This is a genomic window from Halosolutus gelatinilyticus, assembly GCF_023028105.1.
Lineage (GTDB): Archaea > Halobacteriota > Halobacteria > Halobacteriales > Natrialbaceae > Halosolutus > Halosolutus gelatinilyticus.
In genome coordinates, this window is record NZ_CP095491.1 from 3,678,473 (window position 1) to 3,692,022 (window position 13,550).

General features: G+C 68.2%; 13 protein-coding genes. 3 read left to right on the top strand and 10 right to left on the bottom strand.

What is annotated here, in order from left to right; all coding sequences use genetic code 11:
* Positions 1 to 58 precede the first annotated feature (58 nt).
* Positions 59 to 550: a metal-dependent hydrolase gene (locus MUH00_RS18060; RefSeq protein ID WP_247000990.1), complete on the top strand. Its 492-nt coding sequence runs from the start codon at positions 59 to 61 to the stop codon at positions 548 to 550.
* Between the two features lie 87 nt (positions 551 to 637).
* Here MUH00_RS18060 and MUH00_RS18065 read toward each other — a convergent pair whose 3' ends face one another.
* Positions 638 to 1,519 (bottom strand): COX15/CtaA family protein, encoded by an 882-nt coding sequence (locus MUH00_RS18065; protein ID WP_247000992.1) that lies wholly within the window; start codon positions 1,517 to 1,519, stop codon positions 638 to 640.
* A 252-nt stretch (positions 1,520 to 1,771) separates the two neighbouring features.
* Between MUH00_RS18065 and MUH00_RS18070 the strand changes: the two genes are divergently transcribed.
* Positions 1,772 to 2,887 carry a M24 family metallopeptidase gene (locus tag MUH00_RS18070; protein WP_247000993.1) on the top strand — a complete coding sequence of 372 codons (1,116 nt, stop codon included), beginning with the start codon at positions 1,772 to 1,774 and terminating at the stop codon, positions 2,885 to 2,887.
* A gap of 23 nt (positions 2,888 to 2,910) precedes the next feature.
* Here the strand turns inward: MUH00_RS18070 and MUH00_RS18075 are convergent, their stop codons facing one another.
* From MUH00_RS18075 to MUH00_RS18100, 6 genes are all read right to left on the bottom strand, one after another.
* Complete coding sequence (locus MUH00_RS18075) at positions 2,911 to 3,594, bottom strand: helix-turn-helix domain-containing protein (protein WP_247000994.1); 684 nt, start codon at positions 3,592 to 3,594, stop codon at positions 2,911 to 2,913.
* Between the two features lie 268 nt (positions 3,595 to 3,862).
* Positions 3,863 to 4,945 (bottom strand): glutamate--cysteine ligase, encoded by a 1,083-nt coding sequence (locus MUH00_RS18080; RefSeq protein ID WP_247000996.1) that lies wholly within the window; start codon positions 4,943 to 4,945, stop codon positions 3,863 to 3,865.
* 138 nt (positions 4,946 to 5,083) lie between these two features.
* Entirely contained in the window at positions 5,084 to 6,133 is a 1,050-nt protein-coding gene (locus tag MUH00_RS18085) for an ABC transporter permease (protein WP_247000999.1), read from the bottom strand.
* A complete protein-coding gene (locus tag MUH00_RS18090) occupies positions 6,130 to 7,263 on the bottom strand; it encodes an ABC transporter permease (RefSeq protein ID WP_247001001.1) in 1,134 nt (377 codons plus the stop codon). The genes MUH00_RS18085 and MUH00_RS18090 overlap by 4 nt, the downstream gene beginning before the upstream one ends.
* Positions 7,260 to 8,834 (bottom strand): ABC transporter ATP-binding protein, encoded by a 1,575-nt coding sequence (locus MUH00_RS18095; protein WP_247001003.1) that lies wholly within the window; start codon positions 8,832 to 8,834, stop codon positions 7,260 to 7,262. Before MUH00_RS18095 ends, MUH00_RS18090 begins: the two co-directional genes overlap by 4 nt.
* Before the next feature lie 43 nt (positions 8,835 to 8,877).
* A complete protein-coding gene (locus MUH00_RS18100) occupies positions 8,878 to 10,008 on the bottom strand; it encodes a BMP family lipoprotein (RefSeq protein WP_247001005.1) in 1,131 nt (376 codons plus the stop codon).
* A 150-nt stretch (positions 10,009 to 10,158) separates the two neighbouring features.
* Here MUH00_RS18100 and MUH00_RS18105 point away from each other — a divergent pair, with 150 nt between their 5' ends.
* Positions 10,159 to 10,683, top strand: coding sequence for a DUF8215 family protein (locus MUH00_RS18105; protein WP_247001007.1), 525 nt, complete (start codon positions 10,159 to 10,161; stop codon positions 10,681 to 10,683).
* 25 nt (positions 10,684 to 10,708) lie between these two features.
* Here the strand turns inward: MUH00_RS18105 and MUH00_RS18110 are convergent, their stop codons facing one another.
* The 3 genes from MUH00_RS18110 to MUH00_RS18120 all read right to left on the bottom strand — a co-directional run bounded on the left by MUH00_RS18110 (position 10,709) and on the right by MUH00_RS18120 (position 13,477).
* Positions 10,709 to 11,347, bottom strand: a complete 639-nt coding sequence (locus tag MUH00_RS18110) for a fibrillarin-like rRNA/tRNA 2'-O-methyltransferase (RefSeq protein WP_247001009.1) — start codon at positions 11,345 to 11,347, stop codon at positions 10,709 to 10,711.
* Positions 11,340 to 12,209, bottom strand: coding sequence for an NOP5/NOP56 family protein (locus MUH00_RS18115; RefSeq protein ID WP_247001011.1), 870 nt, complete (start codon positions 12,207 to 12,209; stop codon positions 11,340 to 11,342). Before MUH00_RS18115 ends, MUH00_RS18110 begins: the two co-directional genes overlap by 8 nt.
* A 119-nt stretch (positions 12,210 to 12,328) precedes the next feature.
* A complete protein-coding gene (locus MUH00_RS18120) occupies positions 12,329 to 13,477 on the bottom strand; it encodes a hypothetical protein (protein WP_247001013.1) in 1,149 nt (382 codons plus the stop codon).
* Positions 13,478 to 13,550 lie beyond the last annotated feature (73 nt).

Below are 13,550 nucleotides of genomic sequence, written 5' to 3' on the forward strand. Positions count from 1 at the left end.
GCGTCGGTTCGCCCGTGTGGCCGATACCTATATGTAAATCTCCGGTCTTCTGTCGACTATGTATCAGTTGGGGCACTACGGTGCTGCGCTGCTCACCTACGCCCCGCTCGGTGCCGTCGTCGCCATCTCCGGACACGAAGCGGTGGCGATCGTCGGCGCGCTGCTCTGCGTCGGCCTGTCGACGCTCCCGGACTGCGATCACCGGCTCCCGGTAATCGAGCACCGCGGGCCGACGCACACGGTCCTGTTCGCGCTGCTGGTCGGTGTCGCGCTCGCGGCGGGAGCCGCCGCGCTGGTCGAGGCATCGTCGCCGTTCGCCGACGTCGGCTTCGTGGCGTTCGCGTTCGTCGTCGGCGCGCTCTCGATCGGCTCGCACCTGCTCGCGGACGCGCTGACGCCGATGGGAATCCGCCCGTTCTGGCCGTTCTCGCGCCGCCGGTACACGCTCGATCTGACGCCGGCCGCGAACCCGATCGCGAACTACGTCCTGCTCGTGCTCGGCATCGCCGCCGCGGCGACGGCGGCGATGATCGTCGCGATGCTCGGCTGACCGATCTCGGTGGCCGCGTCCGATTCGACCGCCCGCGGACGGTCCGAAGAAGCAACGAGTGGGCGTGAACGGGCCGGAACGCGCCGGCTACCGCGACAGCGGGCCGGCCGACCCGCGCGAGCCGGAGGCGGCCCGGACGAACCAGCCGCCGGCGAGGAAGACCGCGAGAAGGGCGACCGTGGCGGCCAGGTACGGTACTTCGAGCGTCGGGTTGGTGGCTTGTCGCCCGAAGTAGAGGACGGCGACCGCGAGCGGCGGCGCGGCGAGGAGGGTCGTCGCGGCCGGCCGGCCCGCAAACCGGTTCCGACCGACGATCGTGGCGACGATCGCCGATCCGAACAGCGCGAGCGTGATGGCGTACTGGATGAGCTGTTCCGTCGACGGGTCGTTCGTAATTTCGATCCCGACGACCGGGCTGAGCGCGACGTGTATCGGCAGCGCGACGATCCCGATTCCGATCGCGGCGACGACGTGGGTCGTACTCAGCCGCGGTTCCCAGACCAGCACCGTGGCGACGACGAACAGCGTGAAGATGAGCACGGCCGTCCAGAAGTGCAGCGACAGGATGTCCATCTGGTACTGGAGGACGGTCTCGCGGCCCAGGACGACCTGAACCGGCGTCAGCACCATCCCGAGGACGACGAGCGACGCGACGCGCCGATCGACCTCGGGCGATCGCCACGCCGCGATCGCCGACCCGATGATGGCGAAGCCGGCGAACATGGCGACGAAGCGGTGGATCCACTCGTAGAAACTCGGAACCGACGCCGGGAGCAGGTTGTACGGCCCGGCGTCGCACTGGGGCCAATTGGCCTCGCAGGCCAGCCCCGAGCCGGTGGCCTTCGTGGCCACTCCGAGGAGGATCGTCGCCGCAACCAGCGCGAGCGTCGTCGCGAGCAGGTGGGGAAAGCCGAACCGATCGATGAGCGATCGAGCGTCCAGACGAGCGGTGGTGTTCTGGGTCGACACGGGCGTTCGCGCGGGGATTGGGACCAGCCGTACTTAGATTACCCGAGTCGTTCCTCTTCGCCGGGAATCGGCCGACTGACGACGCCGCGCGAGCGCCGTTGATGCCGTCCGAGCTGACGATCGACGCTCGACCGGCCCCTTCGTCGATCGCCCGTCGTCGGTGCTCGATCGTCCGAGGTGGGGATCGGCCGGTGCTCGCAGCGAGCGGTCGACCTTCGTCGGATTCAAGAGTCACCCACGCCAGCACCCGGCATGGACAAACGAGCGCGACTCGCAGCGTATCTCGACGCGCAGGATCTCGATTCGATCTGGTTCGCGCGACCGAACTCGTTCGCGTGGCTCACCGGCGGCAGCAACGTCATCGATCGCGAGACGGACGCCGGCGTCGCGGCCGTCGGGTACGACGGGAACGGCGTTACCCTCGTGACGAACAACATCGAAGCCGATCGGATCGTCGCCGAAGAACTGCCGGACCTCGACGACCCGACGGTCGAGCGGTTCCCGTGGCACGCCGCGTCGCTCGGCGAGGCGATCGCAACCGCGGTCGGCGCGGACGAGCGAGCCGCTGCGGACATCGAGATTCCGGGCTTCGATCGGGTCGATCCGACCGCGCTTCGCCAGCCGCTGACCGAGCGCGATCGAGCGCGGTATCGCGAGCTCGGCCGCGATACCGCCGCGGCCGTCGAGTCGGTCTGCCGGGAGCTCCAGCCCGGCGACACGGAACACGAGGTCGCGTCGGCCCTGCGGGTCGCCCTCTCGGCTCGCGGCATCGAGGCGCCCGTCGTGCTCGTCGGTGGCGAAAAGCGCGCCCAGCAGTACCGCCACTATACGCCGACCGACGCCGAACTCGGCGGCTACTGTCTCGTCTCGACCACCGCCCAACGACACGGCCTCCACGCGAGTTGCACGCGGGCCGTCGCCTTCGATCCGCCGTCGTGGCTCGAGGAGCGTCACGCGATCGCCGCCCGCGTCGAGACGACGGCGATCGCCGCAACCCGACACGTCTCCGCGGCCGACGGGGTCGCGGGCGACGTCTTCGGCGCCGTTCAGGACGCCTACGACGCACTCGGCTACGACGGCGAGTGGGAGCACCACCACCAGGGCGGCGCCGCCGGCTTCTCGGGCCGGGAGTGGATCGCGAAGCCGGACACCGAGGCGCCGGTCGAGACGCCGATGGCTTACGCGTGGAATCCGACGGTTCAGGGGGCGAAAAGCGAAGATACGGTGCTCGTGACCGATGACGAGGTGGAAGCGGTGACGACGACGGGACGCTGGCCGACGATCGCCGCCGAGAGCGTCGCGGGTATCGAGGCCGTCGGTCGATCGCTGGAACTCGAGCGGCCGGCGGTGCTCGGCCTGGAGAACTGACGGACCGGCCGGATCGGACCGCGTTACTCGTCGGGCTCAGGATCGCTTCCGTCGCGGGCGTCGGAATCGTCCGCGTCGATCGTCTCGACGTCGACTTCGTCGTCGAACTCGACTGTCTCGGTGGATGGCCCAGTTCCGTCGGATTCGTCCGTGCCGCCGTCGATCGTCGGGGCGGTATCGTCGACGGTGATCGTCACTGGCTCGACGTCCTCTTCGAGGTCCGGTTCGGCCTCGTCCTCGCGGTCGAGGACTCGATCGAGCGTGAAGATCGTGTTCAGTTCCTGCTGGACCTGATCGACGACGCCGCCGACGAGTTCGCTGGGCTGGATCGCCCGGTACTCGTAGGGGTTGTTCCCGGCGCCCTCGTTGGCCCGCTTCTCCCGGGTGACGCGCTCCTCCTCGTGGAGTTCGGCCAGCGCTTCGCGGACGGTGCTCGGGTAGAGCCCCGTCCCTTGCGCGACCTCCTCGGAGGTGCTCCCCGGGTTCGCCAGCAGGTAGACGTAGATCTTCGCCCGCGTCTCCGTGTCGAGGATCCACGAGAGCAGATCGACGATCCGCTGGTCGACCTCCTCGACCGCCTGCGTTCGAACCCCGTCGCCGTCGCCGGCAGCGTCGTCGGTCGACCCGTCGACGATCGTCGGGTCGTCGCCGTCGTCCTCCCCGATCCCGTCGCCGAGTCGCTCCTCGTCACTATCGTCGGGAGTCATGTGTCCTCTCCTGTAGGACGAAGTCTCGTGCGATGTTAAACCTTTGCGGGGCTCTCGATCGGTACGTTCCGGTTGCGAACGTCTACGGAACTCCCTCCGTCCGCGCGATGCGTAGAGAAGCGGACGGGAACACCGCGAACGCCAGCCCCGTTCAGTTCCACCCGCGGTGGTAGCCGGGCCAACCGGTACGGACGAGGATGAAAGGCGATTTCGTGGTGTTCCTACTCGCGTCAGTACTGAAACCGTAGAACGCGACTCGAACTGTGCGCTATTCCGTCTGCAAAACCAGCGACTCGCAGAGCGCGTCCGGTCCCCGTTCCTCGAGCAGCCGTCGCTGCCTGCTCGCGCCGCTCTCCCGATCGTAGACGCGCCGAATCCCGTCGATTTCCAGGCGTTCGCACTCGCGATCGACGAGTTCGCCGAGGCCGACGGTGCCGTCGAGGTCGCGATCGATGAACGACGCCTCGTGGCCGTGGCGGATCGCCCGCCACTTGTTCTCGTCGAGCAGTTCCCGGCGGTGGCAGTGACCGCTCGTGCCGTCCTCGTACTCCTCGGCCAGCGCCTCGACCAGCGCGCGGGCGTACTCGACGAACGCGAGCACGACGTCCGGGTCGGCCTGCCCGTCGGGGGTTCGCAGTTCGACGGTCCCGTGGGCCGTGTGCGGGCGAACGTCGTACCAGAGTTCGCCGCGGTCGTTGATCGAGTCGGTTTCGAGCATCCGCCGTTCGAACCGATCGAACGCCTCGAAGTCCTCGAAGTAGGTCGGCATCCCGGTGTTCGGCAGCGCCTCGAAGATCTTCGCGCGGGCGGATTCCAGGCCGGTGTCGAACCCGTTCCAGTACGGCGAGTTGGTGGAGAGCGCGAGCACGATCGGGACGTACCACCGAAGCTCGTTGGCGATCCAGACCGCCTTGTCGGCGTCGTCGACGCCGACGTGGACGTGGACCCCCGCGGTGGTGTTGCGGTGTTGCGGGTACTGGATTCGATCGAGTTGCGATCGGTAGCGGGGTTTTTCGGCGTGTTCAAGTTCGCGCCACGTCGCCAGCGGGTGCAGCCCCGCTGCCGCGATCCGGAACCCGTAGCGCTCGGCGTGGCCGACGAGCGCCTCGCGGACCGAGAGCAGCGCCTCGCGGGCGTCGGTGGGGTCCTCGATCAGGGGCGTCTGGGTTTCGATGACGAACTTGAACAACTCGTGATCGAGCCGTCCCTCGAGAATCTCGGGCGGGTCGTGTTCGTAGACGAGTTCGTCGGTGCCGCTCGTGGGTCGACCGCGCTCGTCGACGACGAAACACTCCTCTTCGATGCCCAGCGTGCCCATACGCGTAAACGAGTCCCGCGAGCCCCGTTCCATCGTGGGGTGCTTTCGGCCCCGATAGTAAATACGGTTTGGAGTCGGCGGCGCGGCCATACGAACCCGATCCCGCGGATCGCTCTTGGCTAATACGATGATAAACGCGCTCCATCCGGTTCGTAGCGATCGCGCCGGGTATCACTCCTCGCTCTCGTAGGGGTCGCCGACCGACGCCGGCATCTTCGTCCTGCCCCACGCGGTGAGCACGACGATCACGGCGGCGTAGGGCAACAGGTTGACTAGTTTCCCGGGGACGCCGATCCCAGCCGTCTGAAACTGGACGTTCAGCTGGTCGAGCGCCGCGAACAGCAGCGCCGCGGCGGCGGCGCCGATCGGGTTGTAGTTGCCGAAGAGATAGGCGACGATGGCGATCCAGCCGCGGCCGTCGGTCAGCGTATCGCCGCCGCCGTTGAAGGTGCCGAGGTGCGCGAGGAGGACTGCCCCGCCGAGCGCCGCCATCGCGCCGGAGAAGAGCACCGCGGCGTAGCGAACGCGGATGACGTCGACGCCGGCGGTGTCCAGCGCCTCCGGGTTTTCCCCGGCCGCCTGGATCCAGTAGCCGTAGCGGGTCCGGTAGAGGACCACCCAGGCGACGACCGCGAACACCGCGGTGAGCAACACCAGCGGCGACTGATCGAAGAGGATCGGACCGACCCCGGGGAGGTCGGCGAGGTACGGAATCGTGAGCGTGTCGACGCTCGCGAGGCCGCTGTAGTTTCTGTCGTCCCAGACGAGGATCGCGACGAAGGGGGCAAATCCCAGGGCGACGAACCAGACAGCGAGTCCCGCCACGATCTGATCCGCCTCGTACCGGATCAGCAAGACGGCAAAGAGCATGGTCAGAACGAGGCCGACGACGACCGCGACGAGTATCGCGATCCAGACGTGGCGCTGGGCGGGCGACGATCCGCCGACGGCGTACATCGCGGCGGCAGTCGTCAGCGCCCCGATTATCATGAACCCCTCGAGGCCGATGTTGAACACGCCGCTCTTCTCGGCGTACAGGCCGCCGATCGCCGCGAGCGCGATCGGGGCCGCCATCTCGAGCGATCGGTTCACGAAGCCGATCGTGACGAGCCGACCCAGGTCGACGTCGGATTGCAGCACCAGCGCTGACGCGAGACCGACGACGATCGCGATCGCTCCGAGTCGGACGGGGATCCCATTCGCGTAGTCGCGGGCGCTCACCGATCCTCACCCCCGATGCCGGCCCGTTTGGCCGCCATCCGGAACAGTTCCGGCGCCGCCACGAAGAGCACGACGAGCCCGATGATCCCGTCGATCAACTGCACCGGAACGTCGCTGTTGAACTGGACGTGCGATCCCGCCGACTCGAGGCCGCCGAACAGCAGTCCCGCCGGGACGACCCCTACGGGGTTGTTCGCGGCGAGAAGACTGACGGCGATCGCGTCGAAGCCGTAGTTGCCGACGCCGCCCGGGTCGGTGTAGTGGCCCTGGATCATGACGGCGAACACGGCGCCGGCGAGTCCGGCGACCATCCCGGAGAACGTCATGGTCGCGACGACCGTTCGCCGCGCGTCGACGCCGGAGTACGTCGCCGCGGACCGTTGGTAGCCGCTCGTCACCATGTCGTAGCCGAACCGGGTTCGCGCGATGATCACGGCGACGACCGCCACGGTCGCCAACGTGACGACGAGGCCGACGATCGAGAAGTTCGGCTCGTCGAAGACGAGCCGCGGCAGGCTCACGTTCTCCGGGAGCCGTTCGGTCCGCGTCGAGGTCGCGTCTTCGGCGCCGAACCAGCCCTGGACGAGCCAGCCGACGATGCCGATCGCGATGAAGTTCAGCATGATCGTGGTGATGATCTCGTTCGCCCCGCCGTACGCTTTGAGGACGCCGGGGAAGGCGGCGTAGAGGCCGCCCGCGGCGACGGCTGCGATGGTGCCGATCGTCAGTAGCGCGAGCCCGCCGATCGGCCCGTCGGGCAGGTGCGGCGCGAGCCAAACGATAGACATGACGCAGGCGATCCCGCCGACGATGAACTGCCCCTGGACGCCGATGTTGAAGACGCCGGCCCGGAACGCGACCGCCACCGCGACGCCGGTCAGGATGAACAGCGTCGAGAACCGCAGCGTCCGCGAGACGGCGGATTCGCTCCCGAACGCGCCGACGACCAGGTGGGTCGCGAACTGCGCCGGATCGTACCCCGCCGCGGCCACGATCGCGAGTCCCAACAGCAGGGCCAGCGCCGTCGAGGCGATCGCGATCGCGATCCGTTCGAGGACCGTGGCCGCGAGCAGCCGATCGGCGGTCCGGTCGAGCACCGCCCGAAGGCGTCCCGTCTCGACCCCGCTCACGGCTGGACACCTCGGTTCGGATCGGCCGCGTCCGATTCGCCGTCGGGACGCTGGCCGGCCATCAGGAGGCCCAGTTCCTCGTCGGTCGCCGCCTCCGGGTCGACCGTGTCGACGAACTGGCCCTCGTACATGACCGCGATCCGATCGGCGAGCTTCCTGATCTCCTCCAGCTTGGACGAGACGACGACGATCGCCAGGCCGGCCTCGCGGAGTTCGAGCAGCCTGTTGTGGATGAACTCGATCGAGCCGATGTCGACCCCGCGGGTCGGGTGCGAGGCGATCATCGCCGCCGGGTCGTGCCCGATCTCCCGGCCGACGATGAACTTCTGTTGGTTGCCCCCGGACAGCGAGGACGCCGTCGCGTCGGGGTTCGGCGGCTGAACGTCGAACTCCGCGACGATCTCCTCGGCGTGATCGCGAACGGCTGCCCAATCGAGGAATCGTCCGTTCGCGTACGGGTCGATCGTCTGGTTGCCGAGCAGCGCGTTTCGGACCAGATCGTACTCCTGTACCAGCCCCTCGGTCTGGCGGTCCTCGGGAATGTAGGCGATGTCCGCCTCGAGCAGGTCGCGGCGGCTCGCATCGGTGACGTCCTCCCCGCGGAACGCGATCGTCCCCGACTCGACCGACCGGAGCCCGGTGAGCGCCTCGACCAGTTCCGACTGGCCGTTCCCCTGTACCCCGGCGATGCCCAGGATCTCGCTCGTTCGAACCGTCAGGTCGACGTCGCGCACCCGATCGAGCCCGCGATCGCCCTCGATACGGAGCCCCTCCGCCTCGAGAACCGGATCGCCGGGCGTCGCCTCCCGCGAGAGCCGATCGAACAGCACCTCGCGGCCGACCATCTGCCGCGCCAGTTCCTGCTCGGAGGTCGCGTCGGCGTCGACGGTCCCGACGGCCGCGCCGTCCCGGAGGACGGTGATCTCGTCCGCGGCCGCCAGCGCCTCGTCGAGTTTGTGCGTGATGAAGACGAGCGATCGGCCGGCGTCCGCGAGGTCGCACATTACATCCAGCAGCCGATCGACCTCCTGGGGCGTGAGCACCGCCGTCGGCTCGTCGAGGATCAGCACCTCCGCGCCGCGGTAGAGGCTCTTGACGATCTCGACGCGCTGCTGGGCGCCGAGGTCGAGATCCTCGACCGGGGTCTCGAGATACCGATCGACGTCGAATCCGTACCGGGAGCAGATCGCTTCGATCTCGTCTCTTGCCGCCGCTTCGTCGACTAACCCGTTCTCCGTCGGCTCGTGACCGAGAACGACGTTCTGCAGGACGGTCATGGGCTTTACGAGCTGGAAGTGCTGGTGGATCATCCCGACGCCCGCGTCCATCGCGTCCCGCGGCGAGTCGAACGCCCGCGGTTCCCCGTCGACGTAGATCGTGCCCTCGTCCTGCTCGTACAGGCCGTAGAGGACGCTCATGAGGGTGGTCTTTCCCGATCCGTTCTCGCCGAGCAGCGCGTGGATCGTCCCCGTCTCCAGCGCGAAGTCGACGCTGTCGTTCGCGACGACATCGCCGAACCGCTTGGTGATCCCGTCGAGTCGGACGGCCGTCGGCGGATCAGTTGCAGTCATAACACCTCGTCGAGAATGTACTCATAGCTGTGAGGCGTGGGCGTTAGCAGCTCGTCGGGCCGCACGAGAGTTCGATCTCGTCGTTGGCGAACCCGTCTTTCGCCTCCTGGAGGTTCTCGTCGACGGCGTCCGGAAGGGCGCTCTCGAACGCCTGCCCGACGACAAAGTCGATCGCCCCCTGCTCGACGCTGAGGTTGTTCTCGCCGACGTAGTCGTCGAAGTTCCCCTCGGCGGCCGCCCCGGCGACCTCGTAGGTCGCTTCGTCGAGCGCCTTGACGGCTGAACCGATGATGACGTCTTGGTATTGCTCCTCGGTCACCGACTGATCGGTGTCGACGCCGATCGCGAAGCGGCCGTTCTCCTCGGCGGCCGAGAAGACGCCCGTGCCGGCGGCCGACGCCGCGTGGTAGATGATGTCCGCACCGTCGTCGTACTGCGACGCGGCGACGTTCTCCGCCGCGCTCGAATCCTCGAAGCTCCCGCCGTAGCCGGTCAGCACCTCGACGTCGTCTGCGATCCACTCGGCGCCTTCGACGTAGGACTGTTCGAACGCGTTGATCAGCGGCATGTCCTCCCCGCCGACGAACCCGATCGTGCGCTCGCCGGGTTCCGTCTCGCTGCCCTCGTGTTCCAACTCTTCCTGGGTCATCGTTCCGGCCACGACGCCGGCCAGGAACGACATCTCGTTGTTCATCTCGATCCACCCGGATACGTTGTCCGCACCCTCGATGCGGTCGTTGATGATCATCCAGTTCTGGTCCGGGTACTCCTCGGCGTTGACCTCCAGCGCGTCGACGTGGTTGAACCCGACCACGACGATGAGGTCGTAGTCGCCGGAGTCGGCGAGACTCGCCTGCGTCGACTCGTACTCGGCCTCTTCCGTCTCCTGGACGTCGTTGACCGAAACGTCCCACTTCTCGGCCGCCCGCTGCAGGCCGGCGAGCGCGTTGTCGTTGAACGCGTTGTCGCCGAACCCGGCGGGGCTGGAGACGATCGCGACGTTCGTCTCGGCGCCCCCCTCGTCGCCGTTTTCGCCCCCCAGACACCCGGCGATCGCCGTTCCGCCGGCGACGGTCGCACCCGCCGCCAGCACGGCCCGGCGACCGATCGAAGACGCGTCGCCAGCACCGTCCGATTCCCCAGCACCGTTCTCCGCATCCACTCTACGAGACATTCGGTATGCTACACGATTGTCAGCCACTATAAATGTACGTATTACCTGAACGTTCCGAACGGAGCGGTCGACGATCGGATACCGGGATCGCGGCCGAAGGCGCGGTCGACGACGTTCGCGTTTATCACGGTCCTCGCCGTAGCGAATCGCGTGCCCGGGGATCGAGAGAAGCCGAGTCGGCAGGTCGAACTCGCGAACAGCCCCGTCCGCCGGACGTGGTACGGCTACGGCAGCCTCGCCCGCGTCGAGAAGAGTGGAGCCGGTCGATTTCTCCACGACTGCAGCCACGTGTTCGGCGACGTCTCGATCCCCTCGCTGCCCGTCCTGTTCGCGATCATGGCGGCGCCCGGAACCGGCCCGTACGACGCGACCGCCGCCGGCCTCCTCGCGTGGGCGACGATGGTTGTCGTCGGGACGGCGATTCGCGGCGGCTGGATCGAGCCCCTCGCAACCGACACCCTCGGGTGGGTCTCGCTCTCGCCGTCGCTGATCGCCCTGCGACTCGTTTACTACAACTTCGTGCTCGCCGTCGGCGTCTTCGGCGGCGTCGCCCTCGCGCGGATCGTCGACGTCGCCTCGCTCTCGCTCGTCGCCGCGTTCGTCGTCGCACTCGGCTCGACGCTGGCTTTCCCGCGACTCGCCGAGTCGACCTACGCCGCGCTCCACGATCGGTAACGGCCCAGCGGGGTCCCCGAGACGGTTACCGGGGCCGCGCGACGAGACCCAGGTGATCGGCGTGGTAGTCGTCGAGTCTCCGATCCTCGAGCGGTTCGTACGCGTCGGCGAGTTCCTCGCGCACGTCGTCGAAGACGTCCGCCGGGTCGCGAGTCACGTCCTCGCTGCGGGCTTTCACGGCGAGGAGCAGTCGCCCGTCGTCTGCGAGGAACCGCGCGTTCTCGATCGCCACGCGGGCCTGCCCGCGCGTGGCGACGTCCTGGACGACGACGTCCACGTCCGATTCGACGACGTGCGCGTAGGTCTCGGGCTTGCGAGCGTCCTTGAGCAGCGGGAACAGCCGCGGCCGCGACTCGGCGGCCGAGAGCAGGTCGCGGGCCGGTCGCGGGGCGAACTCGATCGCGTAGGTCGGCCCGGCGAAGTCGGCGACGTGGCTCACCGTCGTCCCGCTGGCGGCGCCGAGGTAGAGTACCGTCTCGCCGCCCTCGAGTCCGGTATCCATGCCGAGGGCGAGCATCGCGCCGAGTTTCGATCGGTTCGGGTTCCAGGCGCGCCACTCGCCGTCCGTGGGTTCGCCGTAGACCGGCTCGCCCCGCGTTGCGAGTCGCGTCGTCCCGTCGAACTCGCGGCGACCGACGCCGTCGGGAAGCGCGTCCTCACGCATCGCCGTCACCTCCCTCGTCGACCGTCCGGGCCTGGATCGTCTCGATGCGATCGGCCAGATCGGCCTCGAGTTCCGGATTCAGGTCGCCCGAGTAGTGGTCGATCCGGGCGGCGATCGCGAGTTTTCCGGCGACCGCGCGTGCGGCCGAACCCCGGTTCTCGGGGTGAGTGCCACGGACCGCGTCGTGCGTGTAGATGATCCCGTGTTTCGGCGACGGTGCGTGCCCCCGAAGGTGGGCGAACAGCGCGTCTTCCGCGCCGAGGACCTGAATCGTCCCGCTGGGCTTCTTCGCGAGGGGCTCCAGTCCGCCGGCGAGCGAGAGCAGCCGGGCGGCCAGGATCGGCCCCGCGAGCGCCGAGAGGTTGGGGGCGACCGCCGGCGTTCGTCGCTCGACGAACTCGCGCAGCTCGTCGGCCTCGTCCGCGAGCGCGACGACGCGATCGGCCAGCGATCGGACGGTCGCCGCGTCCCGGAGCTCTCGCTCCCCGGCGGCGATCTCGCGCGCGTACTCGATCCCCGTTCCGGCCTCGGGATCGATCGTCCCCGCCCACTCGGTCAGTCGCTCGGCGAGTTCGTTCGCCGTTCGCGTGCAGTCGTCCATCGCCCGGATCGCGTGGACCAGCTGGCGATCGTCCGCGCGTTCGCGCTCCTCGACGACCGATCGGGTCGCGGCCAGCGCGGCCTCGTGGAGTCGATCGTAGTAGTCGTCCTCGTCCGCCGCGAACCCGGTGTCGACGGCCGCGTCGGGCCACGATCGCGGTTCGGCGGTGCGTCCGTCGCGAATCCGGGCCGTCACCGTCTCGAGGTCGTCGGGATCGACGCCGTCGAACCAGCCCGCGGACGCGGGACGGTCTTCGTTCATGTGTGGTCCCTAGCGACCGCCCTCGTATATGCGTTCTCGATACGGGGCCGCGGAGCGACGGAAAAATGATGTCCGATCGTCGGGACGATGAGCGTCCACCGATCGGGTCTGTGGCGCGCTTACTGCGCTTCGGCGGCCGACTCGTTGGCCGCGCTCTCGTTCTCTTGGGCCGCGCCGTTCGCGTTCACCTGCTCGTCCTCTTGGACGGCGGTCTCGACCGACTCGTTCTCCGCGACGGATTCGTTTTCGTCGCTACCGACGGACGCGGAGTCGTTCTCGGAGGCGTTCGATTCGTCGTCGGCCTGCGCTTCGTCAGATTCGTTGTCTGCCGCGGTATCGGCGGCGTCGTCCGTCGGCGTTTCGTTGGACTCGTCGTCCGCCGGCGCCTCGATCGGTTCGACGTCCTCATCGGCGGCCTGGGTCTGGTCGGCGATCGCTTCGGCCGCCCCCGTCCCGGGTGCGAGCACGTAGATCGTCGCCCGTTCGATCGAGATCGTCAGGTCGGCGTCGCTCGTGTTCGCGTCGCTCTCGTTCGTCGCGTCATCCGCGGCAACGCCGGTTTCGGCCGCGTCAGAGACTGCTCCGGTGGGGTTGCCGGGGAGGACGAAAATCGTCGCCCGTTCGATCGTCACGTGGAACGAGTGGTCGTCGGACGCCTCGTCCTCGCTGGCGGACTCGTTTTCGTCGGCCGCGGATTCGTTCTCGTCGACCGCGGTCTCGTTGTCGTCGGCGACGGATCCGGTCTCCGCCGCGACGGACTCGCTTCCCATTGCGACGGCCTCGCCGGCGAGCGCCGAGAGGCTACCCTGGTCTTCCAGCGTGACGACGATCGTCGCCTCCTCGATCGTCACCTCGGTCGGTCCGTCCCCTTCCGCGGGGAGGTCGCCGGCGTCTTCGAGGAGCACGGCGATCGCCGCGTCCTCGACGGAGAGTTCGGGGACGCCGCCCTCGGTCGCGGGATCGAACTGGGCGTTCGCGATCGCGGACTCGTCGACGGTCACGAAGACGGTCGCCTGGTCGATCGTCGCGTTGTCGGCGTCGGTTTCGTTTTCGTTGGCCGACGAGTCGGTCGCGTTGTCGGCGCTCTCGTTGTCCGCCGCGTCGGACTCGTCGGTCGCGCCGGCGTCGTCATCGGAGACCGGCTCGACGGAGACGATTTCGGCCTCCTCGATCGTAACGGAGACCGAGACGTTTTCGTGGACCGCGAGGGCGTCCTGAGATAGTTCCGCGTCTGTACCCGCACCTGCCGTCGGCGGTGCTGCTGCCATCGCGCCCGTCGATACGACGAGCATCAGAACGGCGATAATAGTAGCGAAATGTTTTACTTCGATCATATCGTGC

Excerpts from the sequence above, each read along its gene's own strand:
- MUH00_RS18100 (WP_247001005.1), bottom strand. The coding sequence starts at position 10,008 with ATGTCTCGTAGAGTGGATGCGGAGAACGGTGCTGGGGAATCGGACGGT.
- MUH00_RS18060 (WP_247000990.1), top strand. The coding sequence starts at position 59 with ATGTATCAGTTGGGGCACTACGGTGCTGCGCTGCTCACCTACGCCCCG.
- MUH00_RS18115 (WP_247001011.1), bottom strand. The coding sequence starts at position 12,209 with ATGAACGAAGACCGTCCCGCGTCCGCGGGCTGGTTCGACGGCGTCGAT.
- MUH00_RS18075 (WP_247000994.1), bottom strand. The coding sequence starts at position 3,594 with ATGACTCCCGACGATAGTGACGAGGAGCGACTCGGCGACGGGATCGGG.
- MUH00_RS18120 (WP_247001013.1), bottom strand. The coding sequence starts at position 13,477 with ATGGCAGCAGCACCGCCGACGGCAGGTGCGGGTACAGACGCGGAACTA.
- MUH00_RS18080 (WP_247000996.1), bottom strand. The coding sequence starts at position 4,945 with ATGGAACGGGGCTCGCGGGACTCGTTTACGCGTATGGGCACGCTGGGC.
- MUH00_RS18095 (WP_247001003.1), bottom strand. The coding sequence starts at position 8,834 with ATGACTGCAACTGATCCGCCGACGGCCGTCCGACTCGACGGGATCACC.
- MUH00_RS18110 (WP_247001009.1), bottom strand. The coding sequence starts at position 11,347 with ATGCGTGAGGACGCGCTTCCCGACGGCGTCGGTCGCCGCGAGTTCGAC.
- MUH00_RS18070 (WP_247000993.1), top strand. The coding sequence starts at position 1,772 with ATGGACAAACGAGCGCGACTCGCAGCGTATCTCGACGCGCAGGATCTC.